Here is a 26,956-nt window from a genome sequence, read left to right on the forward strand (position 1 = left end):
GTCACCGCCCGCTGACCCGGAAGGCGGCCACCTCCCGGTGGGTCGCGGCCACCCAGCCGGCGACGGCCAGGCAGGTCACCGCGCCGAGGACGGCCGTGACCGCCGGGGTGGTCAGCCCGGCGACCGCCCCGGCGCGGGCGTTGCCGACGTCCGGCCCGGCGAGCCCGATGACGTGCTCGACCGCGGACACCCGACCGAGCTGCTGGTCCGGCGTGGCGAGCTGGACCATCGCGGCCCGCGAGGTGACCGAGACGGTGTCCGCGGCACCGGCCACGGCCAGGAACCCCAGGACGAGCCAGGCCTGACCGCTCCAGGCGGCCGCCCCGAAGCCCAGCAGGGCCACGCCCCAGGCGGCGACCGCGCCGACCTGGATGCGTCCCAGCCGGTCGGCCCGGGTGATCAGCCCCGACGTAGCGCCGGCCGACATGCCGCCGACGGCCACCGCCGACATGAACAGCCCCAGCGTGCGCGGGTCGCCGTCGAAGAGCTCCTGGTTGACCATCGGGAAGAGCGCGACCGGGAATGCGAGCAGCGTCGCGGCCAGGTCGAGCAGGAACGACCCCCGCAGCACCGGGTCGTGCCGCACCGTGCCGATCCCGTCGGCCAGCAGCTCCAGCCCTCGGCGGGTGCGCCGCCACACCCTCGCCGCCGTCCGCTCAGGTGTCCCGGCGTCCCCTGGGGCCCCGGTCCCGGACGCCTCGCCCGCAGGGGCCTCGGCCGGCTGCTCCGCCACGGGCCCCGACCGCTCTCGTGCCGGGCGGGGCGGCAGCGGCGGCAGCCCCCGGATCGCCCACCAGGCCACGCCCAGCGCGACCCCGTTGAAGAGGAAGCACACGCCGGCCGACGTGGCCCCGAGGATCAGCCCGCCCAACGCCGGCCCGACGAGCATCGAGGCCTGGAAGGTCAGCATGAGCAGCGCGATGCCGGCCGGCACCAGGGTCCGCGGCAGCAGCCGGACGACGAACGTCCGCCGCGACGGCGCCCCGATCGCGCTGAACGCAGACTGCACCCCGACCAGCCCGAGCAGCACGGGCAGCGGATAGGTCCCCAGGACCAGCTGGCCGGCCAGCGCCAGTCCCGCCAGCGACTGCCCTCCCGTCGACCACAGCGCCACCCGGCGCCGGTCGAGCACGTCGGCCAGCGGCCCCCCGACCAGCCCGAAGAGGATCAGCGGCACCGCCTGCACGAGGCCGATGGCCCCCACCCAGAACGGGTTGCGGGTCAGGTCCCAGACCTGGAAGAGCACGGCGACGGTGGCCACCTGGATGCCCAGCCCGGCGAGCAGGCCGTTGGCCCACACCCGCCGGTAGTCGCCGACCCGCAGCGGGCTGAGGTCGACGAGGGCCCGGCCGGCCCTCACAGGATGAAGCGGAACAGCGGACTGTCGGCCGGGATCGGCTCGACGTCCATCGAGCTGGCCGCCATCCGCTCCAGCAGGGGGGCGAGGTCCGCCCGCGACCCCAGCTCGATGCCCACCAGCGCGGGGCCGGTCTCCCGGTTGTTGCGCTTGACGTACTCGAACAGCGCGATGTCGTCGTCCGGCCCGAGGACCTCGTCGAGGAACTGCCGCAGCATCCCCGGCTCCTGCGGGAAGTCGACGAGGAAGTAGTGCTTGAGCCCCTCGTGGATGAGCGAGCGCTCCATCACCTCGCCGTAGCGCAGCAGGTCGTTGTTGCCCCCCGAGACCACGACGACCACCTGCTGCCCGGGCGCCAGGTCGAGCTGGTCGAGCGCGGCGGCCGCCAGCGCCCCGGCGGGCTCGGCGATGATCCCCTCGGTCTGGTAGAGCGCGATCATCTCGGTGCAGATCGCGCCTTCGGGGACCGACACCAGCTCGGGGGTATGCCGTGCCACGACCTGGTAGGTCCAGTCGCCGGCGCGGGCGACGGCGGCGCCGTCGACGAACCGGTCGATCTCCGGCAGCGTGGTGGGGCCGCCCGCCCAGGTGGCGGCGATCATGCTGGCCGCCCCGGCCGGCTCGACGCCGACGACCCGGACGTCGGGGTGGCGCTCGGAGAGCCAGGTCAGGCACCCGGCGAGCAGACCGCCGCCGCCGACCGGCACGACGAGCACGTCGGGGGCGGCGGGCAGGTCCTCCACGACCTCCCGGGCGATCGTGCCCTGGCCGGCGATCGTGTGCGGGTGGTCGAAGGCCGGGATGAGGGTGGCCCCGGTGCGCTCCACGTCGGCGAGCGCGGCCGCCGCGGCCTCGTCGTAGGTCTGACCGCCGACGACGACCTCGACCCAGTCGCCGCCGAGGGCCGCGACCCGCTCACGCTTCTGCCGGGGGGTGTTGGCCGGCAGGTAGATGCGGGCGCTGACCCCCAGCGTCGCGCAGGCGTGCGCCACGCCCTGGGCGTGGTTGCCGGCGCTGGCGCACACCACCCCCGCCCAGATCTGCTCGCTGTCCAGCTGCCCGATGAGGTTGGCCGCGCCGCGCCCCTTGTAGGAGCGGACCGGCTGCAGGTCCTCCCGCTTGAGCCACACGGCCGCGCCGGTGGCCTCCGAGAGCCGCTCGCTGCGCTGCAGGGGGGTGCGGGAGACCTTGCCGGCGATCCGCCCGGCCGCCGCGTCGACGTCGGCCGCGGTCGGCAGCGTGCCGGGCTGCGTCATCCCTGCTCCTCGCGCGACAGCCGGTGCAGCGCCAGGGTCGCCAGGGCCGCGGCCTGGTCGCCCAGGAGGGAGTCGTCGAAGAGCACCTCGGCGGAGTGGTTGTAGGGCGCGGTGGCCGGGTCGACCTCCGGCGGGCTGCACTGGAGGAAGAAGAAGGTGCCCGGGACCTGCGCCAGGACGAAGCTGAAGTCCTCCGAGCCCATGTGGGGGGAGGGCCGCTCCTCCACGCGGTCCGGCCCGAAGGTGTCGGCCAGCTGCCCGGCCACCCAGGCGGTCTCGTCGTGGTCGTTGACGGTGACGGGGTACTGCACCTGCAGGGACACCTCGGCGGTGCACCCGTGGGCGGCCGCGACGCCGTCGGCCACCCGGGTCGCCTCGGCGCGGACCGCGTCGACGTTGCCGTCTGAGAGGGTGCGCACGGTCGCCCCCAGGGAGGCCGAGGCCGGGATGACGTTGACCGCCTCGCCGGCGCGCAGCCGGGTCACCGAGAGCACGACCGGGTCGTGCACGTCGAACCGCCGGGTGACCATCGTCTGCAGGGCGGTGCCGACCGCCATGAGCGCGGCGACCGGGTCGGCCGCCCGGTGCGGCTGGGAGCCGTGGCCGCCCCGGCCGTGGACGGTGATCTCCAGGACGTTCGACCCGGCCATGACGGGGCCGGAGTGGTGCCAGAAGACGCCGCGCGGGCCGGGCGAGACGTGGATGGCGTAGGCGGCCACCGGCGTCTCGCCGCTCGCCTCCAGCAGCCCCTCGTCAAGCATGACCTTGGCCCCGCCGTACCCCTCCTCGCCGGGCTGGAACATGAAGAGCACCGACCCGGCGAGCTCGTCGCGGTGGGCGCTGAGCAGCCGTGCGGCGCCCACGAGCCCGGCCGTGTGCAGGTCGTGGCCGCAGGCGTGCATCGTGCCGGTGGTCGAGGCGAAGTCCAGACCGGTGTTCTCGGTGACCGGCAGGCCGTCCATGTCGCCGCGCAGCAGCACGGTCGGCCCCGGCCGGGCGCCGCGCAGCACCGCGACGACGGAGGTCGTGGCCTGCCCGGTCGTGATCTCCAGCGGCAGCCCCTCCAGCGCCTCGAGCACCCGCTGCTGGGTGCGGGGCAGGTCCAGGCCGACCTCCGGGTCGCGGTGCAGGGCGCGGCGCAGCGCCACCAGGTCGTCCAGCAGCGCGCGTCCCTCGTCGACCAGGTTCATGCCGACCAGCCTACGGCCGCACGCGGCGCCGCACGCCCCGCACCGCGGCGGCGCGCACCCCGGGCGCGCACGGCATACCCCTCACCCGAAGAGGATCGCGGCCTCGTCCCACTGGTCGCGGGGGACCGTCTTGAGGTGGCTGGTGGCGTCGCTGAGGTTGACGTTGGCGATGTCGATGCCCTGGAGGGCCACCATCGTCCCCCACAGCTTGTTGCTCACCGCGTCGACGGCGGCGGTGCCGAACCGGGTCGCCAGCACCCGGTCGTAGGAGCTGGGCACGCCCCCCCGCTGCAGGTGGCCGAGCGTGGTGTTGCGGGTCTCGATCCCGGTGCGCTCCTCGATGAGGCGGGTGACCTGGTCGCCGACGCCGCCGAGCAGCGGCCGCCCGAAGCTGTCCCTCTGGTCGCTCTCGACCTGCGCCTGCCCCGCGAAGGTGAAGCCCTCGGCGACGACGACGGTCGGCGCCCGGCCGCGGTCGTGGGCGTGCTGCACCCACTCGCACAGCTGCTCGGGGCTGACCGGGACCTCGGGGATGAGGATGACGTGGGCGCCGGAGGCCATGCCGGCGTGCAGGGCGATCCAGCCGACGTGCCGGCCCATGACCTCCACGACCATGCAGCGGCTGTGCGCCTCGCCGGTGGTGCGCAGGCGGTCGATCGACTCGGTCGCCACGGACACGGCGGTGTCGAAGCCGAACGTGCGGTCGGTGGCGGACAGGTCGTTGTCGATCGTCTTGGGCACGCCGACGACGTTGATGCCGTCGTCGTGGAACATCCGCGCCACGGTGAGCGTGCCCTCGCCGCCGATGGCGATGAGCGCGTCGATCTCGTGCTTGTCCATGACCTCCTTGACCCGGGCGGTGCCGCCGTTGGTGAGCGGGCTGACGCGGGAGGTCCCCAGGATCGTGCCGCCGACCTTGGACAGGCCGCGTACGCGCTGGCGGGGCAGCGGGACGATGTCGTCCTCGACCAGGCCGCGGAAGCCGTCCTTGACCCCGACGAACTCGTGGTCGTAGATGCGGTCGCCCTTGAGCACGACCCCCCGGATCACGGCGTTCAGGCCCGGGCAGTCTCCACCGGCGGTCAGCAGGGCGATCTTCATGGGGGTCCATCCTCGGCGCCGGTCGGGCGCGGGGTCGGGGGCTGGGACGGGAGACGCCGACCACCCTGGCGGGCGACCGGCGTCGATGCACCTCCCAGGGTATGCCGTGCGCGGCCTCCCCCGCGACCGGCGTGCCGTGGGCTACCGGCGGGTCACGGGCGGCCTGTGGCAGTCTGTCCGCCAGACCGCGCCCGACCGGGCCGGACCGGCCCCGTCCGCACGGGCCGACCCGCCGCCACCGCCTTCGGAGGAACCCTCGTGACGACCGCCGCCGTGAGCACCCGCCCGGGTGCCGCAGTCCTCGCCGACCGCCTGCTGCCGCGCAGCTCCGCCCTGACGGACGTCGCCCTCGTCGGGGCCGGCGCCGCCGTCGTCGGCGTGCTCGCCCAGCTGACCGTGCCGATGTGGCCGGTGCCGATCACCGGCCAGACGCTGGCCGTCATGCTCGTCGGCGCCGCGCTGGGGATGCGTCGGGGCGCGGCCGCGCTGACGACCTACCTGGTCATGGGGCTGGCCGGGGTGCCCTGGTTCGCCGAGGGACGTGGCGGTCCGGCGATGGTGCTCTCGCCGACGTTCGGATACCTCGTCGGGTTCGTCCTGGCCGCGGCCGTCGCGGGCTGGTGCGCGGAGCGGGCCTGGGACCGTCGTCCGCTGCTGGCGATGGTCGGCTTCTGCGCCGCGACGGTGGCCCCGTTCCTCGTGGGCGTGCCCTACCTGGCGGGCGTCCTCGGCCTGAGCGACCTGTCGACGGTCGCGGCCTACGGCATCACCCCGTTCATCCTGCCCGGCCTCATCAAGGCCGGGATGGCCGCCGCGGCCCTGCCGCTGGCCTGGAGGCTCGTGCAGCTGGTGGACGACCGCTCCGGCCGCTGACGCAGGGGGCTGCTGCGGGCGGTCGCCGGGGCGGCCGGCCGCCGGGTGAGGGGGCCGGCGAGGTCGTCCTGCGAGACGGCGAGGTGCCGAGGTGCCGAGACGGGCCGAGCAGGCCTCCCGGGGTTCGTGTTCGTCTGACCGGTTGTGGCCCTCGGGGGGGCTCCAACCCGTCGGACGAGAACCGAGGCTGCAAGCACGCCCGGGCCGGACCGGCATACATCACCCAGGCGTCCACCGAGGCGACGCGACGGAGCCGCGGTGTGGTCTCGACCGGCGGACCCCCCGAACGACGGTGAGACCCCCCAAATATCCGGTGTCTCGCCGTCTTTCGGGGGGTCTCGCCCGTCTCAGGCGTCCTCGGCCTCCTCGAGGGCGACCCTCGCCTCGTCGCGGCGCTCCCTGGCCGCACGCAGGGTCTCTTCGGCGTCGGCCCGGTCGTCCTGGGCGGTCGTCAGCAGGGTCTGTGCCTCGTCGAGGGCCCGCTGCGCCGTGCTGAGCTGCTCCTGGGCCGAACGGAGCACCTCCTCGGCCCGGGAGACCTCCGCGGCGGCCTCCTCGACCCGGTCGGCGGCGTCGGTCTCGGCCCGGACCCGGCGGCGGCGCTCGGCGCGGGCGGCCGCCACGACCTTCTCGGCCTCGTCCAGCTCCATCTCGAGGTCGTCGACGTCGAGGTGGTCGTCCTCCTCGTCCTCGAGCTCGTCGTCCTCCTCGTCGTCCAGCTCCTCCTCGCCCCCCGGCTCGTCCTCGGCGTCCTCACCCTCGAGCTCGTCCTCATCCTGCAGTTCGTCGTCCTCGTCGCCGTCACCCTCGAGCTCGTCCTCCTCCTCAGGCTCGTCGTCGCCCTCCTCGAGCTCCGCTGCCCCGTCCTCGCCGACCTCCCCGTCGCCCCGGCCGCCCTCGATCCGCGTCAGCACCACGCCGGTGCTCGTCCGGGCGACCGCGTCGGCCAGGTCCACCTCGCCGAACCCGCTGTAGGACAGCGCCCGCGTGAGGGAGCCGCTCGTGACCACCTGAGTCGCGTCGGCGTCGGCGAGGGCGGCCACCGCGGTGTCCCGTACCTCCGCCTCGACCGACGGCGTCAACGACCCTCCGGCGTGCTCCGCGGCCGCCCGCACCCAGTCGCGCAGCAGCTCGTCCCGGTCGGTCCGTAGCGCGGCGAGCGCCCGGCCGTCCAGGGCGGAGGTCGCCTGCCGCATCGCGCCGCCCAGCTCGACGAGACGGTCCACGACCGGGTCCTCGGCGCGCACGAGCGCGTTGACCGCCGCGGCCGAGACGCTCGGCTTGCGCATCCCGGTGAGCTCCTTGGCGGCGTCCCGGTGCCGGGCGCCGCGCAGCTCCTTGGCCAGGGCCGTGCGGGTCGCGACGAACTCGGCGGCGGGCACCGCATACAGCGCCTGCACGGCGTGCGCCAGCGCCTCGTCGGGGTCGGCGGGCACGTCCACACGGCGAGGGTAGCCCCGGGCGCTCGCCTACGCTGGGCCCGTGGAGGGCAGCCCGGACGTCACGCAGCAGGACGTCGTGCCCGAGCGGCCCGGGCACGTCGTCGGCCTGCACGCGCTGGGCACGGACGTCGACCTCCACGTCACCGGGCACGACGCCGCCGACCTGGCCGCACAGCTGCGGGAACGCTGGCACCTGGCGCTCCGCCCGGAGCGCACGCCCCACGCCCCCCCGCCCGCCGGGGCGAGCGGACCGTCCGTCGGCACCGACCCCGTCGTCGTCCGGGCGCACCGCCTCGCCCCCGGGGACCAGGCCCCGCCGTGGACCCGGGGCGGGGGCACCGTCGCCGACAGCGACCCCCGCCGGCTGCTGCAGCACCTGACCCAGGCGGTCACCCACGCCGTCATCACCGCACGCACCGGCGACCTGCTCATGCTGCACGCCGCCGGCCTGGCCGACCCGGCCACGGGGGCCACGGCGGTCTTCGTCGCCCCGGGCAACACCGGCAAGACGACCCTGTGCCGCACCCTGGGGCCGGTCCGCACCTACGTCAGCGACGAGACGGTCGGCATCCGCCGCGACGGGGGCGTGACGGCATACCTCAAGCCGTTGTCCACGCGCCGTCCGGACTGGGCGGGGGTCAAGGACGAGCAGGCGCCCGGCCTGGTCGGGCTGCGCGCGCCGGCCGCCGACCCCTGGGTCGCCGGGATCGTGGTCCTGCGGCGCGACCCCGGGCACCGGGGGCCGGTCGGGCTCGAACCGCTCGACACCCTCGACGCCGTCGTCGCCCTGACCCCCGAGTCGTCGGGGTTCATGCGCACCGACGGGCCGCTCCGGTGGCTCGCGGACGTCCTCGAGCGTACGGGCGGGGCGGTGCGCGCGACCTACGCCGAGGTCGAGGGGCTGGAGCCGCTCGCCGCCGAGATCTGCGCCCGGAGGTCGCCGTGGTGAGCGGCCCGGCCCAGGAGGGTATGCCGCCCGCGCGCACCGTGGTGCGGACCGTGCCCGCCCACGACGAGCTGCACCGCGACGGCGAGTCGCTCGTCCTGCTCGACGGCCAGGTCCGGCGGGTGTCGGTGCTCGGGACGCTCGTGCGCGCCAGGGCCCGGGACGGCCTGGGCGTCGCGGAGCTGGCGGAGGTGCTGGCCGAGGAGTTCGGCCCGCCGCCGGAGGGGGACACGCTCGGCACCACGGCGCAGGTGGTCGCGACCCTGCTGTCCGTGGGGCTGCTCGAGGTCCTCGACGACCTCGACGACCTCGACGACCCGGCCGGCTGAGCCCGGCCGGCGGAGGGCACGGGCCGGCGGGAGCGGGTCGGCGCGTCGGACGCGTGCGCGGCAGCGCGGCCATGCAGCACACTGGCACCCGTGTCTGTCGCCCCCTACCTGGCCCTGGTGCTCGGCCTGGCCTCGGCCTTCCAGCTGATCGCCTACAAGCTGAAGGTCCCCTCCATCCTCCTGCTGCTGGTGGGCGGCTTCGCGCTCGGCCAGGTCGTCCCGCCCGAGTCGGTGCTGGGCCGCGACCTGCTGTTCGCCGGGGTGAACATCGCCGTCGGCGTCATCCTCTTCGAGGGGTCGTTGTCGCTGCGCTTCCGCGAGCTGCGCGGGCTGAGCCAGGCCGTCCTGCGGCTGTGCACGGTGACGGTCCTGCTGGCCTGGCTCCTCATCACGGCGGCGGGGGTCGTCGTGGGCGTGGGCTGGCAGCTGGCGCTGCTCATCGGTGCCCTGCTCGTGGTCACCGGCCCGACCGTCATCGCCCCGATCGTCCGGCAGCTGCGCCCCACCCGGCGGGTCTCCTCGATGCTGCGCTGGGAGGGGATCATCGTCGACCCCATCGGGGCGATCCTGGCCGTGCTCGTTTTCCAGGCGGTCATCCTCAGCGGTCCCGAGCCGGCAGTCGGGACCGCGCTGCTCACGCTGGGGCGCACGATCCTCGTCGCGACCGTCATCACCGTCGTGCTGGGGGTGGCGCTGGAGGTGGCGCTGCGCCGCCACTGGATCCCCGACTTCCTCGAGGGCACCGTGTTCCTGGCCGCGTCGGTCGCCGCCCTCGTCATCTCCAACGAGGTGCAGACCGAGAGCGGGCTGCTCACGGTGACGATGCTCGGCATCTTCCTGGCCAACCGGCCGGATCTTCGGCTGGACCACGTCCGGGAGTTCAAGGAGCACCTGCAGGTGCTCATCGTCGGCACCCTCTTCGTCCTGCTCGCCGGCCGGCTGACGCCCGCCGAGGTGCTGGGCGTGCTGCCGACCGCCCTGGTCTTCGTGACGATCCTCATCCTCGTCGTGCGACCTGCCTCGATCTGGCTCGGGCTGGCCGGCACCTCGGCCACCCGGGAGGAGCGCACGCTGCTGTCGTTCATGGCGCCGCGGGGCATCGTCGCCGCGGCGGTGACGAGCATCTTCGCCCTCGAGCTGGAGCACGCCGCCGAGGAGGCCGTGGTCGCCAGCCGCGAGGGCGGCCTGGACCCGACCGAGGTGCTCCGGCTGGAGGCGGAGGCCGAGCGGCTGGACGCCCTGGTCGTCGCCGCGGCCGACCTGGTCCCGCTCGTCTTCATGACGATCGTCATCACCGTGGCCGTCTACGGGCTGGGCGTGGGCCGGCTGGCCGAGCGCCTGGGCCTGGCGACGACGACGCCGCACGGGGTCCTCTTCGCCGGGGCACCCACCTGGGCCCGGCAGTCGGCCGCCGTCCTGGAGAAGCTCAAGGTGCCCACTCTGCTGGTCTCGCTGTCGATGGCCGAGGTCATGCAGGCGCGGCTGTCCGGCCTGCGGGTCGAGCGCACCCACATCCTCTCGGAGTACGCGGTGGAGGACATGGAGCTGGCCGGCATCGGCTCCCTGGTCGCCGCGACCTTCGACGACGAGACCAACTCCACCGCCGCCCGGGAGTTCGCCCACACCCTCGGCTCGCAGCGCACGTTCACCGTGCGCCGGCAGGCGGACCCCCTGCCGGAGGGGAGCACGCCCCGGGAGAAGCAGCTGGCCCAGGCGCAGAAGCAGCAGGACAAGGAGGCGCGCCGGCACGGGGAGCGGGGCCACGGCAACGGGCGGTCCCCGGGGCGGCGTGCCGGCGGTCGACGGTCGAAGGACAGGCCGGCCGAGAAGCAGGGGTCGTCGCAGGCCAAGCGGAGGACGGCCAGCAAGCTGAGCACCAACGTGGCGTTCTCCCCGCCGCTGTCCTCGCCCGAGCTGGAGGACCGCATCGCGAACGGGATGGAGGTGCGCCAGACCAAGCTCACCGAGCAGCACCCGCTCGACGTGTTCCTCGAGCGGGAGCCCGACGCCGTGCTGATGTTCGTCGTGGAGGACGGCGTCGCCCGGGTCGTCACCGCGGAGACGACGGTGCCGCAGACCGGGGTGGCCCTGGTCGCCCTGGTGCAGGCCCGTGGCGGTGCGCCCCACCGGGTCCGGGAGCTGGCCGAGCGTCCCGGTGACGACGACCCCGAGCCGACGGAGAAGGATCCGGGATCCTCCGGCGACGACACGCCGGACACGGGACGTGCGTAGCGCGACCCTGCTCGCTATGGTGCCTGTGCGCCTGAAGTTACATGAGTGTCGTTTGTGACTCGTGTGACGGAAGGGATTCAGCAGCAGGACGAGTGGGGCCCGCCCACGCGTCGCCGTGGAAAGGAACCGTCATGAGCACCAGGACCCTCCGAGGGCTGGCGGCCGGTGCAGGCGCCGCCGCCGTCCTCTTCGCCGGAGCAGCCGGCGCCTCCGCCATCGATGGCCAGCCGCAGGAGTCCCACTGGGAGGACTACTTCGCGGGGCAGGGCTACGAGAACGTGTCGTGCGAGGAGTCGGTCGTCAGCGGCGATCCGGGGGTCCTGACCCTCAACGTCGCGGAGGACACGTGGGGCACGTACCTCGAGGACGGCAACGACTGGATCGGTGTGGTGATCAAGGTCGCCAACGACTACGACGTCAAGGCGTGGTCGGGCTATGGCGACTACGTCTTCGAGGGTGAGGTGCCCGGGAACTCCGAGGGCAACATCACCCACGCCTACATCTGCCAGGCCACGGCCGCTGACGACGACGATGACGACGACGACGGCGTGACCCCGGGCGACGGCGACGAGACCGACGAGCCGACCGAGACCGAGGACCCCACCGACGACGGTGACGACAAGGACAAGGACGACGACAAGGACGACAAGCCGACCGGTCCTCCCGTCGAGACCGACGGCCCCGCCACCCCGTCCGGCCCGAACATGGGCCTGATGGGCGGAGCCGCCCTCCTCCTGGGTGGCGCCGGCGCCGCGGGCTGGGCGATGCGTCGCCGGACCGGCGAGCACTGAGCCGCACCCGTCCGCACCCGCCGGCACGACCGCATACCCCCACGGTGACGCCATGACCCGAGGCCCCTCCTTCCTCGTCCCCACCGCCCTGCTCGTCAGCACGCTCGGCCTGAGCACGCTGACGGTGCAGGCGGTGGGGGCGCTGGAGGGGGCCTCGGGTCAGGTCACCGCCGAGGGGCCGGACGCACCGGCGTGGGTGAGCCTGGGCGAGGCCGGTCTCGACCAGGAGCCGATCAAGCCCGAGGGCCTGACCGCCCAGGGCACGATCAACCCCGACCAGGGGGACATGATCTGGTACACCGGCACCGGCCGCGTCGTCCCCGGCCAGGTCGGCACCGCCGTCGTCGCGGCGCACATGATCTACCACGACGAGCCGGACGTCTTCTACGACCTGGGGGAGGTCGAGGAGGGCGACGTCGTGCAGGTGGGGTATGCCGACGGCGACGTCCGCGAGTTCGTCATCACGGACACCACGCAGGTTTCCAAGGAGGGCCTGCAGACCAACGTCGACGTCTGGGGGGACCAGGACGACGTGGCCCGCATCGCGCTCATCACCTGCGACGACTCGCTGGGCGAACGCTACGACGGGCACCGCAAGGCCAACTTCGTGGCCATCGCCGAGGCCGTCGAGGGCTGAGACCGCACGGCACGACGCCGAGGGCCGCGTACCCTGGAGGCGTCCCGCTCGGGACGTCCCCGTCGTCGTGCTCCCCCCGGAAGGGGTCCCTTGACCGTGCCCGCACCCGACGCCCGTGCCCGGGCGCTGGCCTTCCTGGCGCTCGTCACCGGCGGCGTCGGCATCGGCATCACCGAGTTCGTCACGATGGGGCTGCTCCCGCAGATCGCCGAGGGCGCCGGGGTCAGCATCCCCATGGCCGGGCACACCATCTCCGCCTACGCCCTCGGCGTGGTCGTCGGCTCCCCGCTCATCGCGCTCGGCGCCGCCAGGCTGCCCCGGCGGGCGGTCCTCGTCGTCCTCATGCTCGTCTTCACCGTCGGCAACGCGCTCACCGCGCTCGCCCCGACCTACGAGCTGCTCATCGTCGCCCGGTTCCTCGCCGGCCTGCCGCACGGGGGCTTCTTCGGCCTGGCCGCCCTCGTCGCCGTCGCGCTGGCCCCGCCCGGTCAGGGCGGCCGCGCCGTGGGCACGGTCATGCTCGGCATCCCCATCGCCATGGTGCTCGGGGTGCCGCTGGGCACCCTGGCCGGGCAGGAGCTCGGCTGGCGCGCCACCTACTGGGCGGTCGCCGCGCTCGGCGCGCTCACGGCATACCTCGTGCGGGTGTGGGTGCCGTGGACCCCCGGCCGGCCGGAGCAGTCCTTCCGCACCGAGCTCGCGGCGTTCGGCAACCTGCAGTTCTGGCTGTCGCTGCTCGTCGGGGCGATCGGATTCGGCGGCATGTTCGCGATGTACTCCTACATCGCGCCCACCGTCACCGAGGTCACCGGCCTGGACCAGCGGTGGGTGCCGGTCTTCCTCCTCGTCCACGGCGCGGTGTCGCTGCTGGGGACCTGGCTCGGCGGGCGGCTGTCCGACTGGTCGGTGCTGCGCACCCTGGTCATCATGGGGCTGGGCTCGGCGGTCTCCCTGCTGGCGTTCTGGCAGACCTCCCGCTGGCTGGTCCCCGCGCTGCTGACGCTCGCGGTCGTCGGCATGTCCGGCTCGGCGTGGGTGGTCGCGCTCCAGCTGCGGCTCATGGCCGTCGCGGGCTCGGCGCGGACCCTCGGCGCCGCCATGAACCACTCCTCGCTCAACCTCGCCAACGCCCTCGGCGCGTGGGTGGGCGGCCTGGTCATCGCGGGGGGCTGGGGCTACCGCGCGCCCTCGCTCGTCGGGGCCGGGCTGTCGGTCGCCGGGCTGCTCGTGCTGGGGATCTCCCTGCTCGTGCACCGGCACGGGCGTCCTGCCACGATGGGGTGACCCGACCCGAGCAGAAGGAGCCGCGATGACCCTCCACCTGGGTGGATACACGCAGGACCAGCCGCAGGACCGGTCGGGCTGGGGACGGGTCGACTACGACCCCACCACGGGGTTCGGGGACGCCGTCGCCCTCCCGGGCCCGCCCGCGCCCTCCTGGCTCGTGCGTCTCCCCGGCACCGAGGAGGGGTATGCCGTCAGCGAGGCCGACGGGGGGGCCGTGGTCCGGGTGCACCCCGAGGAGGGCGTGGTCTCGTCGGCGGACAGCGGCGGGATGGGGCCGGCCCACCTGGCGCTCTCGCCCGACGGCCGGTGGCTCGTGGCGAGCAACTACGTCAGCGGGAGCGTGGGGCTGGTCGCGGCGGGCGCGGAGCTGGAGCTGGTCGACCAGCTCCAGCTGGAGGGTGACGGGCCGCACGAGCGGCAGGACTCCTCGCACGCCCACCAGGCCGTCTTCCTCGGGGAGGACCGGCTGCTCGTGTGCGACCTGGGGGCCGACCGGGTCGCGGAGCTGCGGGTCGAGGACGGGGCGCTGCGGCAGGTGGGGCAGGTCGTGCTGCCGGCCGGGAGCGGGCCGCGCCACCTGGCCCTGGCACCCGGCCGGGACGACCTGCTGTGGGTCGTCGGCGAGCTGGACCAGACGGTGCACGTGGTCCGGCGGGAGGACGGCGGCGCTGCGGACGGCACCGGTGCCGCCGGGGGCGTCGGCTGGCGCGTCGTGCAGACCGTCACGACCGCGCCCGAGGGCCCCGGCCCGGGGGAGACGACCACCGGCGGCGTCGTGGTGTCGCCGGACGGGCGGCACGTCTACGTCTCGACCCGGGGCACCGACACCGTCTCGGTCTACGCGGTCGACGACGAGGGGCTGCTCGAGCTGCGCCAGCAGGTCGTCACGGGCCACTGGCCGCGGTTCATCGGCTGGGTCCCCGGCCACGAGGGCGACCTGCTGCTCGTGGCCGCCGAGCGGGAGGGGTCGGTCGACGTCTGGTCCACCGACGAGGGGCTGCTGGAGCGGACCGGCCACTCGCTGGCCTGGGCCGCGCCGACCTGGGTGGGGTGAGGGCAGGACGACCGCTGCGTCACGGCAGCGGCGCACCTCGTTTGGCCGCCGCGGCCGCCGCCCCGTTGCGCCGACGCCGCCGCACCGCCAGCGTCGTCCCGACGACGACGACTGTCGCGACCAGGGCCGCCAGGGCCAGCGGCTCCCCGGCCAGCGCGGCGATCGTCGCGCCCCACAGCGCGAACCCGATCGTGCTGTAGATCGCCGCCCAGGCCAGCGCCCCGGGTATCTGGACGAGGGTGAACACCGGCCAGGCGATGCGCAGCATCCCCGCGGCCGCCAGCACGAGGGTCTGGAAGCCGACGGTCAGGTAGGCCAGGGGGATGGTCACCAGCCCCCAGCGCTGGATCGAGCTGCGCCCGCGGGCCACGCCGTCTCCGCTGAGCCAGCGGTGCACCCCGGCCTTCCACCCCTCGGTGGGCCGGGTGCGGCGGAGGGTCTGCTCGGTCACGACCCGGGCGAGCCAGTAGGTCCCCTGCCCCCGCAGCATCCCCACCATGAACAGGAACAGGTAGGCCACGACGAAGCCGTGCCGCTCCCAGAAGAACTGGCCCTGGCCGGCCATGACGATGTGCATCCCACCGTCGAGGATATCGGTCGCCGCGCGCGCCCTTCCCGTCGCGATGCCAGACTGTGCGCCATGGCAGACGCACCCACGACCCTCGTCATCCTCGGCGCCTCCGGCGACCTGACCCGCCGGCTGCTCCTGCCCGGCCTGGGCTCGCTGCTGCGGATCGAGCCCGACCGGCACGTCGTCGTCCTCGGCGCCGACCGCTCGGAGATGACCCAGGACGAGTGGAGGCAGCGGGTGAGCGACTCGCTGGCCGAGGCCGAGGTGGACGGGGAGGTCGTCGAGCGGATCGTGGCCGCCGCCCGCTACGAGCAGACCGACGCCCTGGACCCCGAGCAGCTGCGCGCGCTGGTCGACGGTGTGGAGGACGGCCTCGTCATCTACTTCGCGCTCCCGCCGCAGGTCACCGTGGGCGTGTGCGAGCTGCTCGCGGCGATCGACCTGCCGGAGGGCACCCGGCTGGCGATGGAGAAGCCGTTCGGGCACGACCTGGAGACCGCCGTCCAGCTCAACGAGCAGGCCACCAAGGTCGTGCCCGAGGACCAGATCTTCCGCATCGACCACTTCCTCGGCGTCAACACCGTGCTCAACCTGCTCGGGCTGCGCTTCGCCAACCGCATCTTCCAGCCGCTGTGGAGCGCCGAGCACATCGAACGGGTCGACATCTGCTACGACGAGTCGCTCGCGCTCGAGGGCCGGGCCGGCTACTACGACAAGGCCGGTGCGCTCATCGACATGACCCAGTCCCACCTGCTGCAGGTGCTGGCCATGTTCGCCATGGAGTCCCCGGCGAGCATGGACCCCGAGGAGATCCGCTCCCTCAAGGCCCAGGTGCTGCGGGCCACCACGCTGTGGGGCGACGACCCGCTGACGGCCTCGCGCCGGGCCCGCTACACCGCCGGCACCATCGAGGGGCGGGAGGTGCCCGACTACACCGCCGAGGAGGGGGTCGACCCCGGGCGGGGCACCGAGACCCTGGCCCAGCTGATCGTCCAGGTGCGCAACCAGCGGTGGGCGGGCGTGCCGTTCGTGCTGCGCAGCGGCAAGGCCCTCGGCGACGACAACAAGCAGATCACCGTGACCTTCCGCGCCCCCGCCCACGTCCCGGACGGGCTCCGCGACTGCGGCGCGCCGGACAAGCTCATCCTCGAGCTGCGCCCCGGCGCGGTCACCGTCGAGATGTCGGTCAACGCCGAGGGCGACCCCTTCGAGCTGACGCAGAAGCAGCTGCACACCCCCCTGGGGCAGCCCCGGATGAAGCCGTACGGCGAGGTGCTGGCCGGGATCCTCGACAGCAACCCGCTGCTGTCGATCCGCGGCGACAACGCCGAGCAGATGTGGCGCATCGTCGAGCCGGTGCTCGACGCCTGGCGCGCCGACGAGGTGCCGATGGAGGAGTATGCCGCGGGCTCCGGCGGCCCCGACGGGTGGGACCGGGTCCCGGGCTGAGCAGGTCTTCCCGGCCGGCCCTCCCCACGTCGTCGGCACCGGGGGAGGGGTGGACAGACGGGCGGGCCTGCGCAAGGGTTGCTGGTCATGGACGAACTAGCACGCAGGCTCGGCCTGCGGACCAACCCTCAGATCTTCTTCTGGTCCGCCGGCCTGATGATCGCCATCCTCATCCTGCTGCTGGCCTTCCCCGGGCCGCTGGGGGAGGTGTTCGGCCAGGGGCGTGACTGGGTGGTGACCCACCTCGGCTGGTTCTTCATCCTCGGGGTGACCACCTGGGTGCTCTTCCTCATCTGGGTCGCCTTCAGCCGCTACGGGTCGTTGCGCCTGGGCGCCGACGACGACCGGCCGGCCTACGGCAACCTGTCGTGGTTCGCGATGCTCTTCGCCGGCGGCATCGGCACCGTCCTGATGTTCTGGGGCGTCGCCGAGCCGATGTCGCACTTCGCCGCCCCGCCGTTCCCCGACGTCGAGCCCTACTCGGTCGAGGCCGCGCGCAGCGCGATGAGCATCTCGCTCTACCACCTGAGCATCCACACGTGGGCGATCTTCACCCTCCCCGGGCTGGCGTTCGGCTACTTCGTCTACCGCAAGGGCCTGCCGCTGCGCTTCTCCTCGGCGTTCTACCCCCTGCTCAAGGAGCGGATCCACGGCACCCCGGGCAAGGTCATCGACGTCTTCGCCGTGCTCGGCACCATCTTCGGCCTGGCGGTCTCGCTGGGCCTGGGCACCTCCCAGATCAGCGCCGGGCTGAGCTCCCTCACCGGCCTGGAGGACGCGGTGTGGCTGCGGGTCGTCATCATCACGGTCCTGACGATCGTGGCGACCGCCTCCATCGTCGCCGGCCTGGACAAGGGCGTGAAGCGGCTGTCCAACCTCAACATCCTCACCGCCGTCGCCCTGATGATCTTCGTGCTCTTCGCCGGGGAGACCGTCTTCCTGCTGCGGCAGCTGATCGAGAGCCTGGGCTACTACCTGCAGGACGTCGTGCGCCTGTCCTTCTGGAACGACGCCATGGCCGAGTTCTCCAAGGAGGGCGGCTGGGGCTGGCAGGGCGGCTGGACCGTCTTCTACTGGGCGTGGACGGTGACCTGGTCGCCGTTCATGGGCATCTTCCTGGCGCGCATCTCGCGCGGCCGCACCATCCGCGAGTTCGTCGGCGGCGTCCTCGTGGCCCCCTCGGTCTTCACCCTCGTGTGGTTCGTCGTCTTCGGCTGGTCGGCGATGGAGCTGGACGGCATCGGCGGCAGCGGCGGCGAGCTGTCGGCGGCGGTCGCCGAGAGCGTGCCGCTGGCGATGTTCGCCTTCTTCGAGAACTTCCCCCTGGCGACCCTCACCTCGGGCATCGCCATCGTCGTGGTCGCGCTCTTCTTCGCCACCTCCTCCGACTCGGCCTCCCTCGTGGTGGACATGCTCTGCTCCGGCGAGGCCGAGGGCGGCCCCACCCGTCAGCGCGTGTTCTGGGGCGTGTCCGAGGGCGCCGTCGCGGCCAGCCTCATCGTCCTCGGCGGGGACGAGGCGCTGACCTCGTTGCAGCAGGTGATCACGGTCATGGGCCTGCCGGTGTTCATCCTCGTCTTCGCCATGGTGCCGATGCTGGTGATGGCCTTCCGGGAGGAGGGGTTCGTCGTGCGCAAGGGCCGCGTCCCCGCCGGCGAGGGACCGATCATCCCGAAGGAGGAGACGGGCGACGCCGACGACCGGAGGGCCGGCAGCTCACCGGCGCCCTGACCGCATACCCCCGCCCGCCGGGGGCGGCCCGGCTCAGGCCGCCGCCTCCGGCCCCCGGGAGTGGCGCTCGCCGCCGATGCGGGCCGCGCCGCGCTCGACCAGCTCGTAGAGCACGGGCACGAGGATCAGCGTCAGCAGCGTCGAGCTGATCAGACCGCCGATGACGACCATGGCCAGCGGCTGGGACAGGAAGGCCCCGCCGCCGGTCACCGCGAGGGCCAGCGGGGTCAACGCCAGGATCGTGGCCGCCGCCGTCATGACGATCGGCCGCAGCCGGTGCCGGGCGCCCTCGACGACCGCCTCGTGCCGGTCCATGCCCCGGTCGCGGTACTGGTTGACCAGGTCGATGAGCACGATGGCGTTGGTCACGACGATGCCGATGAGCATGAGCAGGCCGATGAGCGAGGCCACGTCGAGCGGGAAGCCGGTGACGAGCAGCAGGGCGACGGACCCGGTCGCCGCGAACGGCACGGACACCAGCAGGATCAGCGGCTGGACCAGCGAGTTGAACGTCGCCACCATGACGAGGTAGACGATCGCAATCGCGGCCAGCAGCGCCAGCCCCAGCGAGCGGAACGCGGACGCCTGCTCGGCGCTGACGCCCCCGACCTCGACCTGGACGCCCTCGGCCACGTCGAGGTCCTCCAGGGCGGCGGTCAGCTCGGCCGTCGTCGCGCCGAGGTCGTCGCCGGAGGGGCGGCCCTCGACCGTGGCGGCCCGGAGCCCGTCGATGCGGGTGATGGAGACCGCCTCCTCGACCGTGGTCAGCTCCGCGACGTCGCCGAGCCGCACCGCCTCGCCGTCCTCGTCGGTGGCCACCTCCAGGTCCGCCAGGGCGTCCACGTCGGCCGCCTCGCCCTGGCGCAGCAGCACGTCGAGCTGCTGCGCGTCGAACTCGACCCGGCCCACGCGGGCCCCGTCGGTGGCGGCCTGGACGAGCTGGCCCAGCTGTGACTCGACGACGCCGACCTCGGCGGCGGCGGCCCGGTCGACCTCCACGCGGAGGGCGGGGACCGTGTCGGTGAGGTTGTTCGTCACGTCGGCCGCGCCGACCTGCGCCATCACCTCGGTCACCTGGTCGGCGGCGGCGCGCAGGTCGTCCTCGTCCTGGGCCTGGACGACCACCTCGAGGTTGGAGGTGCCCATCTGCTGGCCGGCGGCGGTGACGAGCGAGGCGCCCTCGGGCAGCTGCTCCTCGAACCGGGCGGCCATCGTCTCGCCGAAGGCCTCCCCCTCCACGCCCTCGACGAGGGTCAGCGCGAAGGTGGCGGTGTTGGCCCCGCTGCCCATGAAGACGGCCTCGATGCCCCCGGGGCTGCCGGCCACGACCTGGTAGGACTCGACCTCGTCCTGCTCGGCCAGCCACTGCTCGACCCGGGCGGCCTCCTCGTCGGTCTCCTCCAGCTGGGTGCCGGTCGGCAGGGTGAGGGTGGCCTGCAGGGTGTTCTCGCCGGAGCTGCCGATGAAGTCGGTCTTGAGCTGGGTGGCCGTCCACCCGGTCGCGACGAGCAGCAGGCCGGCCAGCCCGAGCGTCAGCCAGGGGCGGGCCAGGGCCGTGCGCAGGACGGGCAGGTAGGCCTTCTGCAGCCGGTCGGGGTAGTCGTCGGCGTCGTGGTCGGCACGCGCCCGGCCACCGTGGCGGCCCTTGCCGCCGAGGAACCAGAAGCCGAGGACCGGGACGATGGTCAGCGCCACGAGGAGCGAGGCGAGCATGGCCAGCGCCACGGTGACAGCGAACGGTCGGAAGAGCTCGCCGACCTGCCCGGTGACGAAGCCCAGGGGCAGGAACACCGCGACCGTGGCGATCGTCGCCGACGTGATCGCGCCGGCCACCTCGCGGGTCGCCTCGACGACGGCGGTGCGCCGTTCGTCCCCCCGGGCGATGTGCCGCTTGATGTTCTCGATGACGACGATCGAGTCGTCGACGACCCGGCCCACGGAGATGGTCAGCGCCCCCAGGGTCAGGATGTTGAGGCTGTAGCCCAGGGCCGAGAGCCCGATGAGGGCCAGCAGCAGCGACAGCGGGATCGACACGGCCGTGACCAGGGTCAGCCGCACCGAGAGCAGGAAGACGAGCACGACGAGGATGGCGAAGCCCAGGCCCAGCAGGCCCTCGGTGGCCAGGTCCTCGATGGACTTCTCGATGAACGGCGCCCCGTCGAAGACGGTGACCAGCTCGCCGCCGTCGAGGGCGGTGGTGATCTCCTCCTGGAGGTCCTCCAGGGCGCGGGAGACGTCGACGGCGTTGCCGTCCGGCGTCTTGGTGATGGCCAGCCCCACGCTGGGCTCGCCGTTGGTCCGGGTGTATGCGGTCGCCTCCCGCGTCTCCAGCGTCACCTCGGCGACGTCCCCGAGGGTGGGCACCTCCACGTCCCCGGCCTCGTCGGCCCCCGCCCGGGCCTGCTCGGCGGCGGCGGTCGCCTGCTCGGCCGCGGCGGCGGCGGCCGCGGCCTCCTGGGCCAGGGCCGGGTCGGTCGGGTCGGCCTGCGCGGCGGCGGCCGCCTCGTCGGCCGCCGTGCCGGCCTCCTGCGCGGCCTCCTCGGCCTCGGTGGCGGCGGCCTGCTGCTGGGCGGCGGCCTGCCGGGCCCCGACGGTGGCCTGGGTCAGCAGGGGCAGGGCCTCGATCTGCTCGACGGAGGTCAGCCGGGACCCCACCTGCACGGGCAGCTCCCGGTCGCCGTCGAGCACCGTCCCGCCCGGGACGACCACCCCGTTGGTCTGCAGCAGCTGGGCCACGGCACCCACGTCGGCACCCACCTCGGCGGCCTCGTCCTCGTCCAGGTCGACGGTGACGATCCGGTCCGAGACGCCGGAGAGGGTGACCGCCCGGACGCCGTCGATGTCCTCGATCTCGGGCACGACGAGCCGCTCGAGCCGGTCGACGAGGTCCTGGGCGTCGCTGTCCGGCCCGCCGGACGCGGCCAGCTGGATGATCGGGAAGTCATCCAGGTTGCCGGCGAAGATCTGCGGCTCGGCCCCGTCGGGCAGGCCGGTGGAGGCGGAGAGCACCGACCGCTGGAGCGAGGTCTGCGCGGCGCCCATGTCGGTGCCGTAGTCCAGCTCCACGACCACCGAGGAGAAGCCGTCGGTGCTGGTGGAGGTCACCTCCACGACGTTCTGCAGGCCCTGGGCGACGATCTCCAGCGGCTCGGTGACCTGCTCCTCGACCACCGAGCTGCCGGACCCCGGTACGGCGGTGGTGATGGCCAGCACCGGGAACTGCAGCGAGGGGAAGAGCTCGCGCGGCAGCGTCACCGTGGACCACAGCCCGGCCAGGACGGCGAAGAGGGTGGTCAGGGCGATGAGGGCCCGGTTGCGGACGCTGAACAGCGTGAGGCGTGCCATAGGATGCCAAGCCTACGGCCAACGGTTAGCCTCTCCCTAAACGTTGGACACCCCCCTCGTCCCCGTCAGGAGGTGCACCCGACGTGACCCCGGTCCGGACCGACGCGCGCCGTCTCCTCTGCGAGCGGATCGCCGCCGCCGAGGTCGAGCTGCACGCCGTCGCGATGCGGTGGGTCGAGCCGGTCCCCACGTCGGCCGACCTCACCCTGCGGCAGCTGCAGGTCCTGGCCGTGCTCCGGGCGGCCCCGGGGTCCACCGGGCAGCAGCTCGCCGAGGCCCTCGGCGTGTCCACCCCCACCATGAGCGGCATCGTCGACCGGATCGCCTCCAAGGGCTGGCTGGACCGCGAGCAGGACCCGCAGGACCGGCGTCGCGTGCTCCTGCACCTGACCCCGCAGGCCGAGGAGATGCTCGCCGAGCTCGAGGTGCCCGTCCACCGGGTCAAGGCCCGCATCCTCGACCGGCTGGACGAGGACGACCTGCGCGAGCTCGCCCGGCTCACCGACCGGATGCGCGACGCCGCCCGCGAGGTCGAGGACGAGCGCTCCCGCGAGGCCGCCGACGCCTGAGAGGACGCCGTCGGGGCCCGACCGGGACCCCTTCGCGAGCCGCCCGGAGCTGCATACCCCTCGTGCCGACCGTCCCCCTCGCGGCGTAGGTTTGGCCCCATGAACCGCACCGGCGCCTCCTCCTTCACGCCCCCCGCCTCTCCGGCCCACCTGCGCAACGTGGTCCTGGTCGGACCGCAGGGGACCGGGAAGAGCGCCCTCCTGGAGCAGCTGACCACCGGCCAGCTGGGCCACGTCAAGGAGGCCGAGGAGGCCTCGACCGACCTCGGCGTGGCGAGCACCGTCCACCAGGCCACCGGCACCGTCGTCACCGTCGTCGACACCCCCGGCCGGCCCGACTTCGTCGGCGACGTGAGGGCGGGGCTGCGGGCCGCCGACGCGGTCGTCTTCGTCGTGGCCGCCGGCAGCGGCATCGACGAGGCCACCCGCATGCTGTGGCGCGAGTGCGAGGGCGCCCGGATCCCCCGCCTCGTGGCCGTCACCCAGCTGGAGCTGGCCCGGGCCGACTACGACCAGGTCGTCGAGGAGTGCCGCCGCCTGCTGGGCGACGCGGTCCCGCTGGCGCTGCCCGTGCTGGAGGGCCAGGAGCTGACGGGGGTCGTCGACCTGCTCGACCAGGTCCGCGTCGACGCCGACGGGTCCACCCGCGAGCTCGCCGAGGACGAGGCCGACGCGGTGGCCGACCGGCGCGCCACCCTCATCGAGTCGGTCATCGAGACCTCCGAGGACGAGACCCTCCTGGACCGCTACCTCTCCGGGGAGGAGCTGGACCTGGAGGGGCTGCGCACCGACCTGCGGGCCGCCATCTCCACCGCCCGCTTCTTCCCGATCGTCCCGGTCCACCCGCCGACCGGCACCGGCGTGCCCTGGCTGCTCGACCTCGTCGTGGCGGCCTTCCCCTCGCCCGACCAGGCCTGGGTGCCGACCGTGACCACGCCCGACGCCCAGACGGTCCTCGAGGTCGCCGCCGACCCGGAGGCACCGCTCGTGGCGCAGGTGGTCCGGACGATGACCGACGCCTACGTGGGGCGGCTCTCGCTGGTCCGCATCTTCTCCGGGACGCTGCGCTCCGGCGACCGGCTGCACGTCAGCGGCCACCTGGAGTGGGTCGTCGGGCACGAGGTCCCCGGCCACCCCGGCCACGACGAGGACGACGAGCGCGTCGGCCAGATCACGACCCCGGTCCCCGGGGGCGCCGAGGCCCGCGACTCCGCGATCGCCGGCGAGCTGGTGCTGGTGAGCAAGCTGTCCACCGCCGAGACGTCCGACACGCTCTCCTCCGGCGACCGGCCCGCGCTCGTCGAGCCCTGGCTGCTGCCCGAGCCGCTGCTGCCCGTGGCCATCAAGGCCGCGAAGAGCAAGGACGAGGACAAGCTGGCCGGTGCGCTGCAGCGCCTGGTCAGCGAGGACCTCACCCTGCGCCTGGAGCACAACCCCGAGACCCACCAGGTCGTGCTGTGGACCCTGGGCCCGGCCCAGCAGGAGGAGGTCCTGCAGCTGCTCGCCGAGCGCCACCACGTCGAGGTCGAGACCGAGCCGGTGCGCACCTCGCTGCGGGAGACCTTCGTGCGGCCCGTCCCCGTGCAGGGCCGCCTGGTCAAGCAGTCCGGCGGGCACGGGCAGTATGCCGTCGTCCAGCTGGAGATCGAGCCGCTCGAGCGGGGTGCGGGCTTCGAGTTCGTCGACAAGGTCGTCGGTGGCGCGGTGCCCCGGCAGTTCATCCCCTCGGTGGAGAAGGGCCTGCGCAGCCAGCTCGCCGAGGGCGTGCTGGCCGGCTACCCCTGCGTCGACGTGCGGGTCACCCTCGTCGACGGCAAGGCCCACTCGGTCGACTCCTCGGACATGGCCTTCCAGAACGCGGCCGGCCAGGCCCTGCGCGAGGCGGCCAACAGCTCCACCGTCTCCCTGCTGGAGCCGGTCGACCTCGTGGAGATCACCGTGGCCGACGAGTTCGTCGGTCCGGTGATGGCCGACCTGCGCGGACGCCGCGCCCAGGTCCAGGGCACCGAGCCGGCCCCCGTCGAGGGCCACACGGTGGTCCGGGCCGAGGTGCCCCAGCACGAGCTGTCCCGCTACCCGATCGACCTGCGCTCGGTCTCCCACGGCTCGGGCAGCTTCACCCGGGAGTTCGTCCGCTACGACTACATGCCGGCCGCGCTGGCCCGGGAGATCACCGGTTGACGGACGCGGGGACCACCGGCCGACCCGACCCGGGAGACCACCGGCCGACCTGCCCCCCGGTCGTCCTCCACCTGACGACCGGGGTCGGATCTGGGACCATGGAGGCATGTCCACCGTCGTCGTCCTCAGCCTGGTCTACGCACTCGTCGCGGTCACCGCGTTCGTGGCCGGCCTGGTGACCGACACCGGTCTCCTCCTGCTCCTGGCCGCGGCCGTGCTCATCGCCGGGGTCGTGCACGTGGCCACCCGCCTCCAGGGGCAGGGGCCCGTCCGGGTCAAGGACGAGCACGACCGGTCCGAGTCGATCGCCCGCCACGGCAACGTCCCCCCGGAGCGTCCGCGCGGCATGTGACGAGCCCGCCCTCCGCCGACCCTGAGGGGAGGCGGCAGGTGAGGTCGGGTGCCAACGACCTGCATCGCCGTGCAGGCCGATGGAGGTCGCGACGAGCCGACCTCAGCGACGAGCGACCCGCCCCGTCAGGAGGCCGGCCGGCCGTGAACCCGTGTCCCCGGGCTCACGCGGCGGGCTCGTCGCCCAGGCCCAGGCGCGCGAGCAGGTGGCGCAGGTCCGGCTCGGCGCCCCGGAAGCGCCGGTAGGTCTCCATCGCCTCGATGGACCCGCCCCGCCCGAGGAGCTCGCGACGGAAGCGCTCGCCGGCGGCGCGCGTCATACCCCCGGGCTGCTCGTCGGTGCCCTGCGCGGTGAACCAGGCCACCGTGTCGGCGTCCATCACCTCCGACCACAGGTAGGAGTAGTAGCCGGCGGCGTAGCCCCCGCCGAAGATGTGGTGGAAGTAGGCTGACCGGTAGCGCGGCGGGACGAGCGGGAAGGCCACCCCGGCCCGCTCCAGCGCCGCGGCCTCGAACTCCTCCACGCCTTTGCCGTCGGCGGGCAGCGCCGCCAGAGGGGTCTGGTGCCAGGCCTGGTCGAGCAGCATCGCCTTGAGCAGCTCCAGGGTCCGGTATGCCGTCTCCTGGCGCTGCGCGACGAGCGCGTCCACCCATTCCTCGGGCAGGGGCTCGCCGGTGTCGTGGTGGCGGGCGTAGCGGCGGATCAGCGAGGGCTGGAAGGCCCAGATCTCGTTGACCTGGGAGGGGAACTCGACGAAGTCGCGCGGGACCGAGGTGCCCGAGCGCGAGGGGTAGCGCACGTCGGAGAGCAGCCCGTGCAGGTCGTGGCCGAACTCGTGGAAGAGCGTGATGACGTTGTCCCAGGTCATCAGGCTCGGCGAGCCCGGGGCGGGCGGCGGCACGTTGCAGGTGTTGGTGACCAGCGGCTGGTCGCCGAGCAGGGAGCTCTGGTCGACGATCGAGGTCATCCAGGCCCCGCCCTTCTTCGTGGGCCGGGTGTAGGGGTCGAGCACGACGGCGCCGAGGACGCTGCCGTCCTCCTCCCGCACCTCGAAGACCCGCGCCTGGTCGGTGTAGCCGACGAGCTCGGGCCGCTCGGAGAAGGTGATGCCGTAAAGGGCGGTCGCGGCGGCGAGGACGCCCTCGTGCAGCACCCGCTCGAACTCCAGGTAGGGCCGCAGCTTCTCCGGGTCCAGCGCCGACTCGGCGGCCTCCCGGGCGGCGAGGAACTGCCAGTCCCACGGCTCCAGGTCGGCCCCGGGGTCGAGGGTCCGCAGCCGGGCCCGCAGGGCGTCGGCCTCCTGCTCGGCGAGGGGCACGGCCCCGGCGGCGAGCCGGGAGAGGATCTCGTTGACGGCGTCGGTGCCGCCGGCGCAGCTGGTCTCGTGGACGTAGGCCGCGTGGTGCGGGTAGCCCAGCAGGGTGGCCCGCTCGGCGCGCAGCCGGGCGATCCGCACGAGCACGTCGCGGGTGTCGTGGTCGGCCTGCGTGCCCCGGCCCAGCCCCCGGTCGACCGAGGCGCGGAAGACCTCCTCACGCAGCCCGCGGTCCTCCATCGAGGACAGCAGCGGCTGGCCCGTGGTGTTGACGATCGGGACCAGCCAGCCCTCCAGGCTCCGGGCCTGCGCGGCCTCGCGCAGCCCGGCCTTCTCGTCGTCGCTGAGCCCCCTGAGCCGCTCCGCGTCGACGACGTGCACCGCGGCGGCGTTGCGGCCCTCGACGAGGATCTGGTCGAACTGGGTGGTCAGCCCGGCGAGCTCGGCGTTGAGCTCGCGCAGGCGGGCCTGGTCGCCCGCCTCGAGGGTGATGCCGCCGCGCTCGTAGGCCCGCAGCGACTCGGTGAGCCAGAACCGGTCCTGCTCGTCGGCCTCCACCTCGCCGGCGTCGATCCGGTCCCGCAGGCCGGTGAGCCGCGCGTAGAGGTCGGCGTCCATGAGGATGGCGTCCTGGTGGGCGGCCAGGCGCGGGGAGAACTCGGCCATGATCGCGTCGCGCTCGGGGGTGGTGTCGGCCGACCGGGCGACCCAGAAGGCCGACAGCGTCCGGTCCAGGGTGGCGCCGCTGCGCTCCCAGGCGTGCATGACGTTCTCCAGGGTCGGCGGCGCGGTGTCCTCGGCGATCGCGCGCAGGGCGGCCAGCTGCTCGGTCATCCCGACCTCGAGCGCCTCGCGGACGTGCGCCTCGGTCATCGTGGCGTAGTCGGGCAGCTGGAACGGCAGGGTCGAGGGGGCAAGGAGCGGGTTGGTCATGGGTCCCATCCCATC

The 26,956-nt window shown here is 73.9% G+C and carries 21 protein-coding genes; 13 read left to right on the top strand and 8 right to left on the bottom strand.

The genetic code is table 11. The features are described 5' to 3' along the window. Nucleotide 1 precedes the first annotated feature (1 nt). From FJR00_RS06680 to FJR00_RS06695, 4 genes are all read right to left on the bottom strand, one after another. Complete coding sequence (locus FJR00_RS06680) at nucleotides 2–1,360, bottom strand: MFS transporter (protein ID WP_181409530.1); 1,359 nt, start codon at nucleotides 1,358–1,360, stop codon at nucleotides 2–4. Next, a complete protein-coding gene (ilvA, locus tag FJR00_RS06685; protein WP_141338008.1) occupies nucleotides 1,357–2,613 on the bottom strand; it encodes a threonine ammonia-lyase IlvA in 1,257 nt (418 codons plus the stop codon). Before ilvA ends, FJR00_RS06680 begins: the two co-directional genes overlap by 4 nt. Further along, a complete protein-coding gene (locus FJR00_RS06690) occupies nucleotides 2,610–3,803 on the bottom strand; it encodes a M20 metallopeptidase family protein (RefSeq protein WP_141338009.1) in 1,194 nt (397 codons plus the stop codon). The genes ilvA and FJR00_RS06690 overlap by 4 nt, the downstream gene beginning before the upstream one ends. 81 nt (nucleotides 3,804–3,884) lie before the next feature. After that, nucleotides 3,885–4,904, bottom strand: a complete 1,020-nt coding sequence (locus FJR00_RS06695; protein ID WP_141338010.1) for a 6-phosphofructokinase — start codon at nucleotides 4,902–4,904, stop codon at nucleotides 3,885–3,887. Between the two features lie 258 nt (nucleotides 4,905–5,162). Here FJR00_RS06695 and FJR00_RS06700 point away from each other — a divergent pair, with 258 nt between their 5' ends. Further along, the gene (locus FJR00_RS06700) at nucleotides 5,163–5,777 is read left to right on the top strand and encodes a biotin transporter BioY (RefSeq protein WP_141338011.1); all 615 of its coding nucleotides are present in this window, start codon (nucleotides 5,163–5,165) and stop codon (nucleotides 5,775–5,777) included. A gap of 347 nt (nucleotides 5,778–6,124) precedes the next feature. On the opposite strand, the gene FJR00_RS06705 is transcribed toward FJR00_RS06700, so the two are convergent. Further along, on the bottom strand, nucleotides 6,125–7,219 hold the full coding sequence (locus tag FJR00_RS06705) for a hypothetical protein (RefSeq protein ID WP_141338012.1): 1,095 nt from the start codon (nucleotides 7,217–7,219) through the stop codon (nucleotides 6,125–6,127). 40 nt (nucleotides 7,220–7,259) lie between these two features. Between FJR00_RS06705 and FJR00_RS06710 the strand changes: the two genes are divergently transcribed. The 7 genes from FJR00_RS06710 (at nucleotide 7,260) to FJR00_RS06740 (ending at nucleotide 14,495) form a co-directional block, all read left to right on the top strand. Continuing rightward, nucleotides 7,260–8,168 carry a hypothetical protein gene (locus FJR00_RS06710; protein WP_141338013.1) on the top strand — a complete coding sequence of 303 codons (909 nt, stop codon included), beginning with the start codon at nucleotides 7,260–7,262 and terminating at the stop codon, nucleotides 8,166–8,168. After that, nucleotides 8,165–8,494 carry a hypothetical protein gene (locus tag FJR00_RS06715; RefSeq protein ID WP_141338014.1) on the top strand — a complete coding sequence of 110 codons (330 nt, stop codon included), beginning with the start codon at nucleotides 8,165–8,167 and terminating at the stop codon, nucleotides 8,492–8,494. Before FJR00_RS06710 ends, FJR00_RS06715 begins: the two co-directional genes overlap by 4 nt. Nucleotides 8,495–8,584: 90 nt before the next feature. Beyond that, nucleotides 8,585–10,726 (top strand): cation:proton antiporter, encoded by a 2,142-nt coding sequence (locus FJR00_RS06720; protein WP_141338015.1) that lies wholly within the window; start codon nucleotides 8,585–8,587, stop codon nucleotides 10,724–10,726. A 131-nt stretch (nucleotides 10,727–10,857) separates the two neighbouring features. Then, the gene (locus tag FJR00_RS15705; RefSeq protein WP_181409531.1) at nucleotides 10,858–11,517 is read left to right on the top strand and encodes a hypothetical protein; all 660 of its coding nucleotides are present in this window, start codon (nucleotides 10,858–10,860) and stop codon (nucleotides 11,515–11,517) included. 52 nt (nucleotides 11,518–11,569) lie between these two features. Beyond that, nucleotides 11,570–12,154, top strand: a complete 585-nt coding sequence (locus FJR00_RS06730; protein WP_141338016.1) for a class F sortase — start codon at nucleotides 11,570–11,572, stop codon at nucleotides 12,152–12,154. 96 nt (nucleotides 12,155–12,250) lie between these two features. Further along, a complete protein-coding gene (locus FJR00_RS06735) occupies nucleotides 12,251–13,438 on the top strand; it encodes an MFS transporter (RefSeq protein ID WP_238330361.1) in 1,188 nt (395 codons plus the stop codon). A gap of 25 nt (nucleotides 13,439–13,463) precedes the next feature. Continuing rightward, entirely contained in the window at nucleotides 13,464–14,495 is a 1,032-nt protein-coding gene (locus tag FJR00_RS06740; RefSeq protein WP_141338017.1) for a lactonase family protein, read from the top strand. A 19-nt stretch (nucleotides 14,496–14,514) separates the two neighbouring features. Here FJR00_RS06740 and FJR00_RS06745 read toward each other — a convergent pair whose 3' ends face one another. Beyond that, nucleotides 14,515–15,072, bottom strand: a complete 558-nt coding sequence (locus FJR00_RS06745) for an SNARE-associated domain-containing protein (protein ID WP_141338018.1) — start codon at nucleotides 15,070–15,072, stop codon at nucleotides 14,515–14,517. A 63-nt stretch (nucleotides 15,073–15,135) separates the two neighbouring features. Here FJR00_RS06745 and FJR00_RS06750 point away from each other — a divergent pair, with 63 nt between their 5' ends. Further along, nucleotides 15,136–16,515, top strand: a complete 1,380-nt coding sequence (locus tag FJR00_RS06750; protein WP_141338019.1) for a glucose-6-phosphate dehydrogenase — start codon at nucleotides 15,136–15,138, stop codon at nucleotides 16,513–16,515. An 87-nt stretch (nucleotides 16,516–16,602) separates the two neighbouring features. Continuing rightward, nucleotides 16,603–18,246: a BCCT family transporter gene (locus FJR00_RS06755; protein WP_141338020.1), complete on the top strand. Its 1,644-nt coding sequence runs from the start codon at nucleotides 16,603–16,605 to the stop codon at nucleotides 18,244–18,246. A gap of 33 nt (nucleotides 18,247–18,279) precedes the next feature. On the opposite strand, the gene FJR00_RS06760 is transcribed toward FJR00_RS06755, so the two are convergent. Continuing rightward, a complete protein-coding gene (locus FJR00_RS06760; protein WP_141338021.1) occupies nucleotides 18,280–21,591 on the bottom strand; it encodes an efflux RND transporter permease subunit in 3,312 nt (1,103 codons plus the stop codon). 83 nt (nucleotides 21,592–21,674) lie between these two features. Between FJR00_RS06760 and FJR00_RS06765 the strand changes: the two genes are divergently transcribed. The 3 genes from FJR00_RS06765 to FJR00_RS06775 all read left to right on the top strand — a co-directional run bounded on the left by FJR00_RS06765 (nucleotide 21,675) and on the right by FJR00_RS06775 (nucleotide 24,693). Continuing rightward, nucleotides 21,675–22,160 (top strand): MarR family winged helix-turn-helix transcriptional regulator, encoded by a 486-nt coding sequence (locus FJR00_RS06765; protein ID WP_141338022.1) that lies wholly within the window; start codon nucleotides 21,675–21,677, stop codon nucleotides 22,158–22,160. 99 nt (nucleotides 22,161–22,259) lie between these two features. Continuing rightward, nucleotides 22,260–24,341: an elongation factor G gene (locus FJR00_RS06770; RefSeq protein WP_141338023.1), complete on the top strand. Its 2,082-nt coding sequence runs from the start codon at nucleotides 22,260–22,262 to the stop codon at nucleotides 24,339–24,341. Between the two features lie 106 nt (nucleotides 24,342–24,447). Next, complete coding sequence (locus tag FJR00_RS06775) at nucleotides 24,448–24,693, top strand: hypothetical protein (RefSeq protein WP_075956984.1); 246 nt, start codon at nucleotides 24,448–24,450, stop codon at nucleotides 24,691–24,693. A gap of 163 nt (nucleotides 24,694–24,856) precedes the next feature. On the opposite strand, the gene FJR00_RS06780 is transcribed toward FJR00_RS06775, so the two are convergent. Further along, complete coding sequence (locus tag FJR00_RS06780) at nucleotides 24,857–26,941, bottom strand: M3 family metallopeptidase (RefSeq protein ID WP_141338024.1); 2,085 nt, start codon at nucleotides 26,939–26,941, stop codon at nucleotides 24,857–24,859. Nucleotides 26,942–26,956 lie beyond the last annotated feature (15 nt).

Origin of the sequence: Ornithinimicrobium kibberense, from assembly GCF_006519705.1 — a bacterium.
Lineage (GTDB): Bacteria > Actinomycetota > Actinomycetes > Actinomycetales > Dermatophilaceae > Ornithinicoccus > Ornithinicoccus kibberensis.

Coding starts and splice junctions, on each gene's coding strand:
- FJR00_RS06770 (WP_141338023.1), top strand. CDS start 22,260: ATGAACCGCACCGGCGCCTCCTCCTTCACGCCCCCCGCCTCTCCGGCC.
- FJR00_RS06690 (WP_141338009.1), bottom strand. CDS start 3,803: ATGAACCTGGTCGACGAGGGACGCGCGCTGCTGGACGACCTGGTGGCG.
- FJR00_RS06740 (WP_141338017.1), top strand. CDS start 13,464: ATGACCCTCCACCTGGGTGGATACACGCAGGACCAGCCGCAGGACCGG.
- FJR00_RS06780 (WP_141338024.1), bottom strand. CDS start 26,941: ATGACCAACCCGCTCCTTGCCCCCTCGACCCTGCCGTTCCAGCTGCCC.
- FJR00_RS15705 (WP_181409531.1), top strand. CDS start 10,858: ATGAGCACCAGGACCCTCCGAGGGCTGGCGGCCGGTGCAGGCGCCGCC.
- FJR00_RS06745 (WP_141338018.1), bottom strand. CDS start 15,072: ATGCACATCGTCATGGCCGGCCAGGGCCAGTTCTTCTGGGAGCGGCAC.
- FJR00_RS06775 (WP_075956984.1), top strand. CDS start 24,448: ATGTCCACCGTCGTCGTCCTCAGCCTGGTCTACGCACTCGTCGCGGTC.
- FJR00_RS06760 (WP_141338021.1), bottom strand. CDS start 21,591: ATGGCACGCCTCACGCTGTTCAGCGTCCGCAACCGGGCCCTCATCGCC.
- FJR00_RS06730 (WP_141338016.1), top strand. CDS start 11,570: ATGACCCGAGGCCCCTCCTTCCTCGTCCCCACCGCCCTGCTCGTCAGC.
- ilvA (WP_141338008.1), bottom strand. CDS start 2,613: ATGACGCAGCCCGGCACGCTGCCGACCGCGGCCGACGTCGACGCGGCG.
- FJR00_RS06695 (WP_141338010.1), bottom strand. CDS start 4,904: ATGAAGATCGCCCTGCTGACCGCCGGTGGAGACTGCCCGGGCCTGAAC.
- FJR00_RS06755 (WP_141338020.1), top strand. CDS start 16,603: ATGGACGAACTAGCACGCAGGCTCGGCCTGCGGACCAACCCTCAGATC.
- FJR00_RS06750 (WP_141338019.1), top strand. CDS start 15,136: ATGGCAGACGCACCCACGACCCTCGTCATCCTCGGCGCCTCCGGCGAC.